This is a genomic window from Geobacillus sp. BMUD (genome assembly GCF_013096845.1).
GTDB lineage: Bacteria > Bacillota > Bacilli > Bacillales > Anoxybacillaceae > Geobacillus > Geobacillus vulcani.
The window spans coordinates 59,335-72,710 of the sequence record NZ_SDLA01000013.1; the positions used below are offsets into that span (position 1 = coordinate 59,335).

General features: G+C 52.5%; 19 protein-coding genes. 11 read left to right on the top strand and 8 right to left on the bottom strand.

What is annotated here, in order from left to right:
• Positions 1–25 precede the first annotated feature (25 nt).
• Both ETC05_RS13510 and ETC05_RS13515 read left to right on the top strand, forming a co-directional pair.
• The gene (locus ETC05_RS13510; protein ID WP_171661240.1) at positions 26–1,159 is read left to right on the top strand and encodes an MFS transporter; all 1,134 of its coding nucleotides are present in this window, start codon (positions 26–28) and stop codon (positions 1,157–1,159) included.
• A 114-nt stretch (positions 1,160–1,273) separates the two neighbouring features.
• Positions 1,274–1,420, top strand: a complete 147-nt coding sequence (locus ETC05_RS13515; RefSeq protein ID WP_011229925.1) for a BH0509 family protein — start codon at positions 1,274–1,276, stop codon at positions 1,418–1,420.
• A 326-nt stretch (positions 1,421–1,746) separates the two neighbouring features.
• Here ETC05_RS13515 and ETC05_RS13520 read toward each other — a convergent pair whose 3' ends face one another.
• Both ETC05_RS13520 and ETC05_RS13525 read right to left on the bottom strand, forming a co-directional pair.
• A complete protein-coding gene (locus ETC05_RS13520; protein WP_031405703.1) occupies positions 1,747–2,580 on the bottom strand; it encodes a YihY/virulence factor BrkB family protein in 834 nt (277 codons plus the stop codon).
• A gap of 51 nt (positions 2,581–2,631) precedes the next feature.
• On the bottom strand, positions 2,632–3,120 hold the full coding sequence (locus ETC05_RS13525; protein ID WP_031405705.1) for a low molecular weight protein-tyrosine-phosphatase: 489 nt from the start codon (positions 3,118–3,120) through the stop codon (positions 2,632–2,634).
• Positions 3,121–3,466: 346 nt separating this feature from the next.
• Here ETC05_RS13525 and ETC05_RS13530 point away from each other — a divergent pair, with 346 nt between their 5' ends.
• The 7 genes from ETC05_RS13530 (at position 3,467) to ETC05_RS13560 (ending at position 8,920) form a co-directional block, all read left to right on the top strand.
• Positions 3,467–3,691 (top strand): DUF1128 domain-containing protein, encoded by a 225-nt coding sequence (locus tag ETC05_RS13530; RefSeq protein WP_031405707.1) that lies wholly within the window; start codon positions 3,467–3,469, stop codon positions 3,689–3,691.
• A 405-nt stretch (positions 3,692–4,096) separates the two neighbouring features.
• Positions 4,097–4,804, top strand: a complete 708-nt coding sequence (locus ETC05_RS13535) for a phosphoadenylyl-sulfate reductase (RefSeq protein ID WP_171661241.1) — start codon at positions 4,097–4,099, stop codon at positions 4,802–4,804.
• A gap of 274 nt (positions 4,805–5,078) precedes the next feature.
• The gene (sat, locus tag ETC05_RS13540) at positions 5,079–6,239 is read left to right on the top strand and encodes a sulfate adenylyltransferase (RefSeq protein WP_031405712.1); all 1,161 of its coding nucleotides are present in this window, start codon (positions 5,079–5,081) and stop codon (positions 6,237–6,239) included.
• Positions 6,240–6,251: 12 nt separating this feature from the next.
• Positions 6,252–6,863 carry an adenylyl-sulfate kinase gene (gene cysC / locus ETC05_RS13545; RefSeq protein WP_171661242.1) on the top strand — a complete coding sequence of 204 codons (612 nt, stop codon included), beginning with the start codon at positions 6,252–6,254 and terminating at the stop codon, positions 6,861–6,863.
• Between the two features lie 151 nt (positions 6,864–7,014).
• Positions 7,015–7,791 (top strand): uroporphyrinogen-III C-methyltransferase, encoded by a 777-nt coding sequence (gene cobA / locus ETC05_RS13550; protein WP_171661243.1) that lies wholly within the window; start codon positions 7,015–7,017, stop codon positions 7,789–7,791.
• 10 nt (positions 7,792–7,801) lie between these two features.
• Positions 7,802–8,548 (top strand): sirohydrochlorin chelatase, encoded by a 747-nt coding sequence (locus ETC05_RS13555; RefSeq protein WP_031405718.1) that lies wholly within the window; start codon positions 7,802–7,804, stop codon positions 8,546–8,548.
• 87 nt (positions 8,549–8,635) lie between these two features.
• Positions 8,636–8,920, top strand: coding sequence for an acylphosphatase (locus ETC05_RS13560; RefSeq protein WP_031405720.1), 285 nt, complete (start codon positions 8,636–8,638; stop codon positions 8,918–8,920).
• Here the strand turns inward: ETC05_RS13560 and ETC05_RS13565 are convergent.
• Positions 8,898–9,125: a hypothetical protein gene (locus ETC05_RS13565; RefSeq protein WP_171661217.1), complete on the bottom strand. Its 228-nt coding sequence runs from the start codon at positions 9,123–9,125 to the stop codon at positions 8,898–8,900. The two genes, ETC05_RS13560 and ETC05_RS13565, sit on opposite strands and share 23 nt — an antisense overlap.
• Positions 9,086–9,853, bottom strand: a complete 768-nt coding sequence (locus ETC05_RS13570; RefSeq protein ID WP_171661244.1) for an arginase family protein — start codon at positions 9,851–9,853, stop codon at positions 9,086–9,088. Before ETC05_RS13570 ends, ETC05_RS13565 begins: the two co-directional genes overlap by 40 nt.
• Positions 9,854–10,019: 166 nt before the next feature.
• On the opposite strand from ETC05_RS13570, the gene ETC05_RS13575 reads away from it, so the two are divergent.
• Complete coding sequence (locus tag ETC05_RS13575) at positions 10,020–10,367, top strand: YojF family protein (protein ID WP_031405723.1); 348 nt, start codon at positions 10,020–10,022, stop codon at positions 10,365–10,367.
• A 13-nt stretch (positions 10,368–10,380) separates the two neighbouring features.
• The gene (gene bshB2, locus ETC05_RS13580; protein WP_031405725.1) at positions 10,381–11,034 is read left to right on the top strand and encodes a bacillithiol biosynthesis deacetylase BshB2; all 654 of its coding nucleotides are present in this window, start codon (positions 10,381–10,383) and stop codon (positions 11,032–11,034) included.
• A 236-nt stretch (positions 11,035–11,270) separates the two neighbouring features.
• Here the strand turns inward: bshB2 and ETC05_RS13590 are convergent, their stop codons facing one another.
• The 4 genes from ETC05_RS13590 to ETC05_RS13605 form a co-directional block, all read right to left on the bottom strand.
• On the bottom strand, positions 11,271–11,435 hold the full coding sequence (locus ETC05_RS13590) for a PhzF family phenazine biosynthesis protein (RefSeq protein ID WP_171661218.1): 165 nt from the start codon (positions 11,433–11,435) through the stop codon (positions 11,271–11,273).
• Positions 11,432–12,076 carry a precorrin-2 dehydrogenase/sirohydrochlorin ferrochelatase family protein gene (locus ETC05_RS13595; protein ID WP_171661245.1) on the bottom strand — a complete coding sequence of 215 codons (645 nt, stop codon included), beginning with the start codon at positions 12,074–12,076 and terminating at the stop codon, positions 11,432–11,434. The genes ETC05_RS13590 and ETC05_RS13595 overlap by 4 nt, the downstream gene beginning before the upstream one ends.
• Positions 12,077–12,249: 173 nt before the next feature.
• The gene (locus ETC05_RS13600) at positions 12,250–12,819 is read right to left on the bottom strand and encodes a hypothetical protein (protein ID WP_031405729.1); all 570 of its coding nucleotides are present in this window, start codon (positions 12,817–12,819) and stop codon (positions 12,250–12,252) included.
• A 185-nt stretch (positions 12,820–13,004) separates the two neighbouring features.
• Positions 13,005–13,376 carry a DnaJ family domain-containing protein gene (locus tag ETC05_RS13605; RefSeq protein WP_031405731.1) on the bottom strand — a complete coding sequence of 124 codons (372 nt, stop codon included), beginning with the start codon at positions 13,374–13,376 and terminating at the stop codon, positions 13,005–13,007.

Consider the following 13,376-nt stretch of genomic DNA (forward strand, 5'->3'; position numbering starts at 1 on the left):
ATTTCAATCGAAATGGGGATGCACGATGCGTTTTGCCCTCTTAACCGGAATTGTCGCCGTCTCTGGCCTGTCGCAAGGGATGTTGCTGCCGCTGTTGGCGATGCTTCTTGATGAAAACGGCATCTCTTCGTCCGTTAACGGAGCTCACGCCGCCGCCCTGTATATCGGTGTCTTGACCATTTCGCCATTTTTGGAGCGGCCGCTGAGACGCTATGGCTATCGGGCCCTCATTCTTCTTGGTGGTTTCATTGTAATATGTTCGCTTATTCTTTTTCCACTTTTTCCTTCACTTTTCTTTTGGCTTGCTCTTCGCTTTGCCGTCGGCATCGGCGATCATATGCTTCATTTTGCGACCCAAACGTGGATTACGGACGCTACTCCGCCGGCTGAGCGCGGGCGGCGATTGTCGCTGTATGGATGGGCGTTTGGCCTCGGCTTCACTATGGGCCCACTGTTGGCTTCACTCGCTTCGGTCGAGAAGGCGCTTCCGTTTTATTTAGCCGCTCTCCTTAGCTTCGCCGGTTGGATCGGCGTCTTTTGGCTGCCGAACGAAAAACCAAAGCCGTTTGAACGTTCTACGTCGGCGGCCGGTCGGTTTATTAGCGCTTGGAAACAGGCGTGGCCAGCGCTTTTGCTGCCGTTTGCCTACGGTTTTTTGGAAGCAGCCGTTCATTCCATCTTCCCGCTGTACGCCTTGCGCGAGGGGATGAACGCAGAACAAATTGCCTTTATTTTGCCTTGTTTCTCATTCGGCGGCATCGTCTTTCAGCTTCTGCTCGGAGCGCTCAGCGACCGATTCGGACGGCGCAGAGTCATCATCGCTGCTCTGTTGACCGGCGCCGGTTGTTTTTTGGCTGCCCTCGCCGTCAGGGCGTCCGCAGTTGGGTTGGCTGCCTGTTTGTTCACCGCAGGCATGTTTACCGGCTCGCTCTTTTCGCTCGGCATCGCCTATATGACCGACCTGCTGCCAAAAGCGCTGCTTCCCTCCGGCAATTTGTTGTGTGGGATGCTATACAGTCTCGGCAGCGTGACAGGCCCGCCGCTTGCCGGCAGCGTGGTGGACCTATCTGCTCGCGCCTTTTTCCTTGCAGTCAGCGCTGTCCTCCTCGTTCCGGCCATTTGCCTCGTCAGCCGAAGGGAACAGGAAACAGCAGCTTGATCGTTTTTATTTTTTTATTTTTTTAAAAATTGTTGACTGTTTTGTTCCCTCTGTTATATAATAAAAACAAGATATTAAGTTTGTGTTTTAAAACAGAGTAAAGGAGTGGCGATCATGAGCAGAACGGAACGGAAAAATATGATTGAGTTTATCGAGAAGGTGCGGGGATTGTCGCGTGAGGAACTCGCCTATATGACCGATGCAGAAATTGAATACATTTATGAGCGCTATTACCACCATCATGAAGAAATCGTTGAATAAAGCGGCGGCTCGATGTGCCTGCGTTTGCATGAAAGAAGAAGGCTGACCCAAAACGCGAATGTGTTTTGGGATCAGCCCTCTTTTTTTGATTCCTGTATATACGCATAAAACAACTGTCAGAACACGGTATGTTAAACTGAGACAGCTTTTCTTTCAATGGTAGCCGTTTTGGCCGTTGGCGCTGCCACTCGTCTTATGTTTTGGCCTGTTTTTTCCTTTTTGCTTCGTGCCCCCGTCTTTTTTCGTATGTTTCGTCATCTTGATCCCCCCTATGCCAAGATCCCCCGCATTGTTACGATATCCTGCTTCAGCACCATTTATGCACGCTAACGCTGCCGTCTTTTCCCTTCGCGCTCACAGTCAAACATGGCATTGAGTTCCCCACCTAAGACAAGAATCATGCCGGACAAATAAAACCAAACCATCAACACGATCATCCCGCCAAGGCTGCCATACATTGCCGTGTAATCGGCAAAGTTGTTGACATAATACGCGAACACCAGCGACGTCGCAATCCATCCGGCAGTGGCAAACAGCGCGCCGCGCACGACGTTGACGCAGCGAAGCGGTTTGTTTGGCGCGAAATAATAAAGGGCAGTAAAAACGGCAAACAATAACAGCGAACTCGTTGCCCAACGAAACGCGTTCCAAACATCCAAAAACTGTTGCGACAACCCGAGAGCAGAGAACAAAAACAGCCCGATGATCCGCCCGAAAACCGGAAGCACGAGGGCGACGATAATGACAACGATCATGCCAAGCGTCAGCACGACCGACAAGCTGCGAGCCACCCAAAATGGGCGGTCTTCCTCCACATCATAGGCACGGTTGAACGCCCGCATAATGGCGCTCATGCCATTCGAAGCTGACCAAATAGCAGCAATGATGCTGAACGACAACAATCCCCCATTTTGTTCATTCATGAGACGATAAACGTTCGTCTCGATGAGGTGAAGCGCCTCTTTCGGGGCGTATTGCCGCACGAGTGCAAGCACATCTTCGTGCGGAATCGGCAAATACGCCAACAGTGTCATTAAAAACAGCAAAAACGGAAAGAGCGACAAAAGAAAGTAATACGCCAATTCCGCCGACAAGCGCGGGATTTCATCTTCCGTAAAACGGCGGGCCAACTCACGGATGAACGCCAAATTCACGACCATCGGCCGCCCTCCCTCCCCGTTTTTCCCTAGACGGGTGTGCCGCTCTCAAAGTCATTTTGTTTCCTCCGCACCAAGTCGATGATCGCGGATGATTCTCTCAAGCAGATGCTCGCACCCTGAGCGGACGAGGCGGTACACTTCGGCAAAATTCCCGGTATAATACGGATCAGGCACATCATCTTTTTCCCGATCGGGAACAAAGTCAAGCAACCGGGCAAGCACCGCCTTCGAACGGGAGCCAGCCAATCGGCGCAAATCGTTCAAGTTGGCTTCGTCCATGGCGATGATGTAATCAAACTCTTCCAAGTCACGGTGGCTCACTTGCCGGGCGCGGATGCCGGAGTAGTCGATCTTATTTTCCATCAAAATCCTTCTTGTCCCGGCATGCGGGGGCTCACCGACATGCCAGCTGCCTGTTCCCGCCGAATCAACGGCAATCAGACCGTCAAGCCCCCGCTCTTTCACCAAATGACGGAAGACTGCTTCCGCCATTGGCGAGCGACAAATATTTCCAAGACAAACAAACAGCACTTTAATCATCCAAACAGCCACCCCTCTCTCTATGTCCACGGTGCTTTCCACCGTTAGTTTTCCTTTTTTTCTTTTCGTCTAGCCCTTTTTTGGGACGGTGATGTAACGACAAAACAACTCCAGCGGGGGAGCTTGTGCGAATGGATCAACAACTCTTTCGCGCGTTCACGTCACGACAACCATTTTGAAGAAAACGCGGTGTTTCCCCAACCTTTTAGACTGGCACGATGCATGTGCACCTACATTTTACCACATCATTCGTTTTTCATCAGAAAAGCAAGCCATGCAATCTCTCCCCATTCTTTCTGCACCTATGGTACAATACATAGTAACTTGCCATGAAAGGAGTAAACGAATGGATTTATCAAAACGGTCGGCGGAAAACGTCGCCTACATGATCGAACAGTTGAAGCAAAAGTTGAAAGTGCTGAACTTGGATGCCATCAAGCCGTCCCATTTTTCCGAGGAATGGTACGATGAATTGAGAGACATTTACGAGATGGTGATGAAACGCGAGACGTTCAGTCCAAGCGAAATGCAGGCAATTGTCGAAGAGCTTGGAAGTTTGCGCAAGACATAACGTTCCTGTCTGCTCGCTGGAGAAGGCTGAGGAAAACAGCGATTTCTCCCAAATCATCGGCCTTCTAGACAGACAGATCCATCATCTCCCCATCCTAATATAAAAATAATTCCTATCGAATAACTTGGATTGACATTGACGCTAATTGTGTTAAAATTTTAATCAATTACAAGTGATATTACGCTGATCAAGAGCCAGGGAAGAACTGGACCAATGAACTCCGGCACCTCGCCCATTGGCAAGGTGCCAATTCCAGCAATGGAGATGCATTTTGGAAGATGACAAGCGCCTCTTCTCCCGCCCTTTCCGAAATAGAAGGAGCGTTTTGTCGCCGGGTTGCCGCTTATTGCATAGATATCCAACTAATGACGTTGATTTTCTTTGATTTATAAGGAGGGGGAACCGATGCTCACGTACGATCAATGGGAAACGGCGGAAAAACCGTCTTTTTCGCCCGATAATGAAACAAAAGGGGCGTTGGACGTCCTCAACTGGGCGTACCGCGAATACGGCGACGGAGTCGTATACGCGTGCAGCTTCGGCATCGAGGGGATCGTGCTCATTGACCTCATTTCCCAAGTCAAGCCGGATGCGGAAATCGTCTTTTTGGACACCGGTCTGCATTTCCAAGAGACGTATGATACGATCGCAAAAGTGAAAGAGAAATATCCGGCGCTTCGCATCGTGATGAAACAGCCGCACCTAACATTGGAAGAACAAAAGACGCGATTTGGCGACGAGCTTTGGAAACGGGACCCGAACAAATGCTGTGAGTTGCGGAAAGTTATTCCGCTGCGCGAGGTGCTGACCGGGGTGACGGCTTGGATTTCCGGCTTGCGCCGCGAACAATCGCCGACGCGTCGGCATGTTGAGTACATCAACAAAGACGACAAATTCCGTTCGATCAAAGTCTGTCCACTCATTCACTGGACGTGGAAGGATGTATGGAATTACGTGTATCAATACAACCTTCCTTACAATGTACTTCATGACCACGGCTACCCGAGCATCGGCTGTGCCCCGTGCACGGCGCCGGCTACAGACCCAAATGATTTGCGCTCCGGGCGCTGGGCAGGACAAGGGAAGACAGAATGCGGACTCCATCTCGCTTAAAGAGAAAAACGACATGCTCCTTTCATATCCTTTTCTTTGCCATGAACTATTGAGGCGAGCGGCGCGGCGGCCTTGATGGACGCCGCTGATGAATCAGACGCCATTCCGAATTCGTCAAGTTGCTGCTTTGACAGCGACATCTACCGGTCGTCACGATCCTGAGCGTCTGCTTGACGACGTTTGGCGTCATTAGCCTGTGACTGAAAAAGAGCGCTTGCCTCATGAACATGGCGGCGGCATTGAACAGCATCTATCAATCTAGGAGGTTATGAACATGAGCTTAAGCATCCCGCATGGCGGTACATTGATCAATCGTTGGAATCCGGACTATCCGCTTGATGAGGCGACCAAAACGATCGAGCTCTCCAAAGCCGAACTGAGCGACTTGGAGCTGATCGGAACGGGCGCCTACAGCCCCCTCACCGGTTTTTTAACGAAAACGGATTACGACGCGGTTGTTGAAACAATGCGTCTTTCTAACGGCACCGTCTGGAGCATTCCGATCACGCTGGCGGTGACGGAAGAGAAAGCGAAAGAGCTTTCCGTCGACGACAAAGCGAAACTTGTTTATGGCGGCGACGTCTACGGCATCATTGACATTAAGGACATTTATCGCCCGGACAAAACGAAAGAGGCGAAACTTGTCTACAAAACGGATGAGCTTGCCCATCCAGGCGTGCGCAAGCTGTTTGAAAAGCCGGACGTATATGTCGGCGGGGAAATTACGCTTGTCAAACGGACCGATAAAGGCCCATTCGCTCCATTTTATTTCGACCCGGCCGAAACGAGAAAAAAATTTGCCGAACTCGGCTGGAATACGGTTGTCGGCTTCCAAACGCGCAATCCGGTTCACCGCGCCCATGAATACATTCAAAAATGCGCGCTCGAAATCGTGGACGGCCTGTTTTTAAACCCGCTTGTCGGCGAAACGAAAGCGGACGACATTCCGGCTGACATCCGGATGGAAAGCTATCAAGTGCTGCTGGAAAACTATTACCCGAAAGACCGTGTGTTCCTTGGCGTCTTCCAAGCAGCCATGCGCTACGCCGGGCCGCGCGAAGCGATTTTCCATGCCATGGTGCGCAAAAACTTTGGCTGCACGCACTTTATCGTCGGCCGCGACCATGCCGGCGTCGGCAATTACTACGGCACATATGATGCGCAAAAAATCTTCTTAAACTTTACGGCTGAAGAACTTGGGATTACGCCGCTCTTTTTCGAACATAGCTTTTATTGTACGAAATGCGAAGGGATGGCATCGACAAAAACGTGTCCGCATGACGCGAAATATCATGTGGTCCTTTCCGGCACGAAAGTTCGTGAAATGTTGCGCAACGGCCAAGTGCCGCCGAGCACGTTCAGCCGTCCGGAAGTGGCGGCCGTCTTGATCAAGGGGCTGCAAGAACGCGAGGCGGTTGCCCCGTCAGCGCGCTAAAGGAGGATCGCGATGAGCACCAATATCGTTTGGCATCATACATCGGTGACAAAAGAAGACCGACGCAAGCGCAACGGCTATCATAGCGCCATTCTTTGGTTCACCGGGCTGTCTGGCTCCGGCAAATCAACGGTGGCCAACGCCGTCTCCAGACGACTGTTTGAGCTCGGCATTCAGAATTACGTCTTAGACGGCGACAACATCCGCCACGGGCTTAATAAAGACCTCGGCTTTTCCGCTGAGGACCGGGCGGAAAACATCCGCCGCATCGGCGAAGTGGCGAAGCTGTTTGTCGACAGCGGCCAGTTTGTGCTGACGGCGTTCATCTCGCCATTTGCCGAAGACCGTGCACTCGTCCGGCGCATGGTTGAAGAAGATGAGTTTATCGAGATCTACGTCAACTGTCCGCTTGAAGAATGCGAAAAACGTGATCCAAAGGGACTGTATCAAAAAGCCCGCCGCGGGGAAATCCGTGAATTTACGGGCATCGACTCGCCGTACGAAGCGCCGGAGGCACCGGAGCTGACGATTGAAACACACCGTTATTCGGTCGAAGAATGCGCTGAACAAGTGCTCGACTATCTGCGTGAGCGTGGGCTGATCCCAGCTGCGAAAACAAAATGATCTCTCGCCTCCTTCCGAAAAAAGATGGAAGGTCATTTTACAAGGTCGTTTCCATGCTAAAGGCAGGCCATTTACAATAAAAGCAGCCGAACATCCATGGCGTTCCTTTTGGGCGGCTGATTGAATCACGCAAGAAAGGGCTGAAACAACGATGGGCAAAGTCTACCTTGTCGGCGCCGGCCCCGGCGATCCGGAACTCATTACCGTCAAAGGATTAAAATGCATCCAGCAGGCGGATGTCATTTTGTACGACCGCCTCATCAATGAAGAGTTGCTTTCATATGCCAATCCGGACGCCGAACTCATCTTTTGCGGCAAGCTGCCCGGCTTCCATGCCATGCAGCAGGAAACGATCAACCATGCGCTCGTCCGGCATGCCAAAAAAGGAAAAACGGTCGTCCGCTTAAAGGGCGGCGATCCGTTCGTGTTCGGGCGCGGCGGCGAAGAGGCCGAGGTGCTGGCCAAACATGGGATCGAATTTGAGATCGTTCCCGGCATCACCTCCGCCATCGCCGCAGCGGCGTATGCCGGCATCCCGGTCACCCATCGCGAGTTCAGCTCAAGCGTCGCCTTTGTCACCGGGCATCGACGCAACGGAAGTTGTGACGAAATCAAATGGGAAAGCCTCGCCAAAGGCATCGACACGATCGCCGTTTACATGGGGGTTCATCATTTGCCATCCATTTGCGGTCAGTTGATGAAATACGGCAAAGCACCGGAGACGCCGGCGGCGGTCATTGAGTGGGGAACGACAACCGCCCAACGCACGGTCACCGGCACGCTCGCGACGATTGCGGCGGTTGCCGCCAAGGAAAACATCGAAAATCCAAGCATGATCATTATCGGAGAGGTCGTGCGGCTGCGGGCCAACATTCAATGGTTCGAACGGTTGCTTGCGTCATCGGCAGCCGCTGGCGCAACATCGTGAGGCGATGGCCATGGAAGCTGTTTTGTACGTCAGCCACGGCAGCCGTGTCGCCGAGGCACGCCAGGAGGCAGCCCGTTTCGTCGAACGTTGCCGGGAAGCCATCCATATCCCGATTCAAGAGCTATGCTTTGTCGAACTCGCGGAACCGGACATTGTCACCGGTGTTGACCGTTGTGTCGCCCAAGGGGCGACGCGCATCATCGTGATTCCTTTGTTGCTTTTATCCGCTGGACATGCCAAGCACGACATTCCAGCGGCTTTGGATATCGCCAAACAGCGCTATCCTTCCGTCGAAATCATCTTGGGCGCTCCATTCGGCGTCCATGAAACAATGATCGACATCATTATAGACCGGATCAGTGAACAGTCCGCGCCGCTTGACGGTGAATCGATGATCCTTCTTGTCGGCCGTGGGAGCAGCGATCCCGACACGAAACGCGACATGTCCGCCATCGCCTCACTTTTAAAGGAAAAAACAAACGTGCCGCACGTGGACGTTTGTTTTCTCGCCGCCATCCGCCCGGCGCTTGATGAAGGACTCAGGCGGGCTCATGGATCGGCGTATCGGCGTGTGTTTGTCGTCCCGTACTTATTGTTTACCGGCGTTTTAATGAAAACAATCGAACGAAAGCTGCAAGGGTTTTCCGTTTCCGACAAGCAATGGCATTTATGCTCTTACTTAGGCTATCATCCTCGGCTTGTGCTGCTCATTCAACAACAAGTATTATCGCTGTCATCCGTAAAAAAAGGAGCTTGAACCATCAAGCTCCTTTTTCATGTACTTTCGACCTCATCTATTATATGATAGAAGCAGGACAACCGTGATGAAGGAGGATTCATCTCCGTGAAAAGAGTTCATGTCATCGTGGAAGGGCGCGTACAAGGCGTCGGGTTTCGCTACTTCGTCCAACACGAAGCGCTAAAACGACAGCTGACCGGTTGGGTGAAAAACAATGATGACGGTACAGTGGAAATGGAAGCTCAGGGGAATGAAAGCGCTCTTCAACTCTTTTTGGACGCCATTGAAGCCGGGACGATGTTTGCCAAAGTCACCCGCATGCACGTCGAGCCGCGCGATGTCCGCCCCGATGAAAAACAATTTCGCATTATGTACGGGAGCGGCTTTTGACAACTAGGCTCACTCCCTCAAGCAGCGGCCTTTCCTTCTTTTTCAGCCATGGAATCAAAACAACGCCGGCCCGCTCGCCGAAATCCAACAGAACGGTGCCTTCCCTGCTTTTCTGGCCGCCAAACCAAACGCGGTGCTGCCTTTCCCGCGCTTCTCGCCGCTCGATTACGCCGGCCGCAAATGCGGCGCCGCATAGTAGAAACATGTCTCCAAAATGGCCATGTTCGCCTGCTCATTTTTTCGTCGCGCTTCACGGCAAAGAGGGTCAAACATATCGACAGCGGATGGCGGATACTCACCGCATACATCCACGCCGAGCACTTTTTTATGGAATAAGAGCAACCTCAGGCAGGCGAGCAGCCGAGATAGCGGAATCACCCCTTGATCCCAGTTCGTGATCGCATCTTCGCGGCGAAGCGCGTCTTTATCGATGCTGATATAGATGCTTCCGGTCGGGATGGCCTCAATGAGCGCTTTCGGCCATTCATCATGATCATCAAATGGAAGAACAGTTATGTTCGGAGATAAACGGAGTTGATGTGAAGAAGCAGTTGGGCCAACAATAACGACTTTTTGCAGCCGCGGATGCTTAAGTGCATAAGAGACCCATGAACCGCACGAAATGACATCCCCCACTCCTTCAGCATCCGTATGGCGGTCAAAAAGCACAAGGGTAAACAGTTCGTTGATTTCTTTCAACAATAAATACGTGACGTAATGATAGTTGCCGTTGCCGATCAGCACTGCCCCGCGCTTCCGCCGCCGCTCAAGCCGCCGCTCAATTTCAGCAAGCGCTGCTTCGCTGCAATACAAATTCGTCTCCGGCACGTCGGCGAGATCAACCCATTCGTGCGGAAACTGAAACAGCCGCTTTTGCGGCCGGTACACGCCGTCAAAATTCAACACCGTGACACCATTGCCTTGAAACCCCATCAATCATCACCTTTCTTTCGTTGAATCAGCATTCAACGCTTTGTAGGTGTGGATGAGTCCAAGATGTGTCTCTTTATTCATTATACAACAGAAGTCGAAATATTTCCGCTCACACGCCTCAGTCATGTACAATAATAGAAAAACAAACCGCTAAGGAGGGAGCCGCTTGCAACCGATCGACACCGTTGCTGTGCAAGAGGCGCTGAATCGTTTTGCCAATCGCGACGTATATATTCATTTGGAAACGACGAACGGAGCATACGCCTCCCATCATAACGAAGGCTTTTATTCCGTCGGCGCCTACATCCGCAACGCCTGCATCCGTTTTACCCGCGGCAAGATCACCGGCCCCGGGCCATACCGCGTCGGACTGAAGCTTGATCTTGGCTGGGTGTACGCCGAAGGGCTGACCCATTGGGAATGGACAGAAAAAGGACAATTACTGTTGGCAGGCCATGATGATCAAGGGAAATTGGCCGTCGCCCTCGAACTAAGCGACGAACCGTTTGTGTAAGGAGGGAGTTCCGTTGAACGAACGACATGTGCTCGTTGTTTTTCCCCACCCGGACGATGAAGCGTTCGGCGTGTCGGGAACGATTGCCGAGCATGCGCAAAACGGCACGCCGGTGACGTACGCTTGCTTGACGCTTGGTGAAATGGGACGAAACATGGGCGTGCCCCCATTTGCCAACCGCGAAACGCTTCCGTTGATCCGCAAACAAGAGCTCGAGGAAGCGTGCCGCATTCTTGGCATTCGTGATTTGCGCCTGCTCGGCTATCGTGATAAGACGATCGAGTTTGAGGATGAAGAAGAGCTGGCGGACCGAATCGCCGCCATCGCGGCGGAAACGAATCCATCGCTTGTCATTACGTTTTACCCCGGCTACAGCGTCCACCCCGACCATGATGCATGCGGGGCCGCTGTCATTCGCGCCTTAAAGCGCTGGCCGAAAGAAAAACGGCCAACCGTCCATTGCGTTGCGTTTGCGAAAAACTGCGAACAAGACCTCGGTCAGCCGGATGTCGTGCGTGATGTCAGCTCGGTGATCGACACGAAGCTGGCCGCCATTCGCGCGCACCGTTCGCAAACCGAAGGGCTGATGCAGGCGGCCTCCAAGCGCGGCGATGCGCTTGCCTGGCTCAAAACGGAACGGTTTTGGACGTATCGCTGGGATGATTAACCAACCCAACATGCCTTGGGCAAGGTGTCCGTTCGACTTGGACACCTTGTTCCCGCATTAGCCGAACCTCCGACGAGCCGCTTATCAACTTCAGTTGTAGGGCTAAACGGTTAACATTGCTTTCAATACGGTAACCGCTTTTCCTTCGAACTCTACTCTCTCGCCCGCTGCCGCCACCCTCACGATGCCGCCGCGGGCTGAAGCCTGGGAACGGACTAACGTCGTTTTTTCCGACCTTATCCGCCCAGTACGGTCCAAGACAGCAGTGGGCCGGACCGGTGACTGGGTCTTCCGGCGCACCAATCATTCTCAGCCGGCTGCAGCAACAGGCAGACGGCCGCCGGGCTGCCGGCAAGCGGCCGATCGGTGAACGCATCAACAATGTACATCGGAATCCTCAATCATTCCCATCCCTTCCTTCTCGGTTTCGTTCTTTTTCTATCGTCAACAGGTGAGCGAACTTCTCATCCCAACGGCCGTTTTGCCGGAACGAATCGGCAGCGAGCGCCCGAAACAGCCGTTTCCGTCCCTCGGCGTCATCCACTTCGCGCAATACAATGTCGCGGGCCCGTTGCAAGAACTCAAGATACGGCCCGTACTCTTCGCCATACTGCTCCTCAAGTTCGCGACGAATGCGGCGAGCAACCGCCGGACTTGCCCCACCGGTCGACACGGCGATGGTGAGCGGACCGCGGCGGACGACAGCGGGAACGTGAAAATCACATCGCTCCGGGTCATCCACGACATTTACGAGTTGCCCAGGCGCTGCTGCCTGCGCCACCGCTTCATTCACCTTCCGATCATTCGTCGCAGCAATCACCAAAAACGCTCCTGCCAAATCGTCTGGGTCAAATCTCTTCTTCTTCCAAACGATCACCCCCTCGGTGGCCAGCGCTTGAAGCTCCCGCTCCGCTTCAGGCGCAATCATTACGATTTCCGCCCCCGCCTCTAACAATCCATGAATTTTCCTTGCCGCCACCTTCCCGCCGCCGACAACGACCGCCTGACGGCCGCGCAAACAAAGAATGACCGGGTATCCCATTGCCTCTTCCTCCCCGTCACGAAATCACTTTGTGCTAAAATGCACGAATTCCCTCCGTCAACCTTTTGCGATAAGAACATTTGAACATCGCAGTCGTCTTTCCTTTTCGTTCAAGCGGCCAATCATGATAAAAAAAGAAGCCGTGCTTCAAACACGGCCTTTTTTCCATTATATCACCCTTCTTTGACTTCCTGAAGCCATTTCGCCAATCGCTCATTCTCCTTTTTCATATGATCGAGCCATTGCGGCAGCAGTTTGGCCATTGCTTTCTTGTCGTTGCTCTCCATCGCCTGTCTTGTTTGCTCATGAAGCATATGGAGCCGTTGTTTTTCTTCCTTCGTCATCCAGCGTTTCTTTTTATGTAACTGTTTCAACTCTTCCTTGAACTGTTCTTTCGTGATTTTTTTGTCAGCGAGCTGGTCGATGAGTCGATCAAGCGCCGCTTCGCGTTCCTTTTTCATTTGCTTGCACTTCTTTTTGATGGCTTGCTTCACCTTTTCGTCATCCATCTGCTGGCGCAGTGCTGTCCGTTCCTCCAACACTTTTTTCCATTCATCCACCTGCTCCGGCGTATACGTTTGCACCATGTCCAGCCACTTTTGCTCATCGAGCATCCCATATTTCCACCCATGGCCGATCGGCATATGAACATCAACGGCTGCGTCGTTTTGGCTGACGGCGCTCACCGACGACGGCATCGCCAACGCCAAGGCGGTAAAAAAGGCTAACCATACACGTTTCACGATTTCGCTCCTCCTTCTTTGTTGATTCACCGTCCGTTTCTCTCCCCTTGACAATCTCGTTCCCCTAAAGGTGGTGTTCGCCCTCCTTTCTTTCCAGCGGTCCTCTCCTATTTTCCCCATTTTTTGTCCATTTTGGCATAAAAAAAGAGAGATGAGCGTTTTCGCGCATCTCCCTATACACAGGTTCAGCGAAATTTTTCTTCAATGCGTCGGCCGTAGTCGCGCAATGCTTTCGAGTTTGTCTGCCCCCGTTTCTTCATCAGTTCCGCAAATCGAAGCTGTTTTTCCGTCCACTTTTTCTCCAGCTCCCGTTTTTCCTCATCGTCCTCGCAGCAACGAAGCAAATCTTCGAGCGTCAAGAGTTCTTTGCGCAACTCCGTTTCTTCCTTCACATAACCGGCGTTTTTCAGCAACAAATACCCGAGCCGCAGCTCCTCCGGAATGCGGGAAAGGTCTTCAATCTCCAGCGGTTTGCCGAAGCCAGGCAAGTTGTCGAACTCGCCGTTTTTCATCGCCTCACGAATTTTCTCCTCGGCGATGCGCCAAAATCCGTCCAT

Bases quoted from the DNA above. Each gene is read 5' to 3' on its own strand.
- ETC05_RS13510 (WP_171661240.1), top strand. From the start codon at position 26: ATGCGTTTTGCCCTCTTAACCGGAATTGTCGCCGTCTCTGGCCTGTCG.
- ETC05_RS13515 (WP_011229925.1), top strand. From the start codon at position 1,274: ATGAGCAGAACGGAACGGAAAAATATGATTGAGTTTATCGAGAAGGTG.
- ETC05_RS13520 (WP_031405703.1), bottom strand. From the start codon at position 2,580: ATGGTCGTGAATTTGGCGTTCATCCGTGAGTTGGCCCGCCGTTTTACG.
- ETC05_RS13525 (WP_031405705.1), bottom strand. From the start codon at position 3,120: ATGATTAAAGTGCTGTTTGTTTGTCTTGGAAATATTTGTCGCTCGCCA.
- ETC05_RS13530 (WP_031405707.1), top strand. From the start codon at position 3,467: ATGGATTTATCAAAACGGTCGGCGGAAAACGTCGCCTACATGATCGAA.
- ETC05_RS13535 (WP_171661241.1), top strand. From the start codon at position 4,097: ATGCTCACGTACGATCAATGGGAAACGGCGGAAAAACCGTCTTTTTCG.
- sat (WP_031405712.1), top strand. From the start codon at position 5,079: ATGAGCTTAAGCATCCCGCATGGCGGTACATTGATCAATCGTTGGAAT.
- cysC (WP_171661242.1), top strand. From the start codon at position 6,252: ATGAGCACCAATATCGTTTGGCATCATACATCGGTGACAAAAGAAGAC.
- cobA (WP_171661243.1), top strand. From the start codon at position 7,015: ATGGGCAAAGTCTACCTTGTCGGCGCCGGCCCCGGCGATCCGGAACTC.
- ETC05_RS13555 (WP_031405718.1), top strand. From the start codon at position 7,802: ATGGAAGCTGTTTTGTACGTCAGCCACGGCAGCCGTGTCGCCGAGGCA.
- ETC05_RS13565 (WP_171661217.1), bottom strand. From the start codon at position 9,125: ATGTTTCTACTATGCGGCGCCGCATTTGCGGCCGGCGTAATCGAGCGG.
- ETC05_RS13570 (WP_171661244.1), bottom strand. From the start codon at position 9,853: ATGGGGTTTCAAGGCAATGGTGTCACGGTGTTGAATTTTGACGGCGTG.
- ETC05_RS13595 (WP_171661245.1), bottom strand. From the start codon at position 12,076: ATGGGATACCCGGTCATTCTTTGTTTGCGCGGCCGTCAGGCGGTCGTT.
- ETC05_RS13605 (WP_031405731.1), bottom strand. From the start codon at position 13,376: ATGGACGGATTTTGGCGCATCGCCGAGGAGAAAATTCGTGAGGCGATG.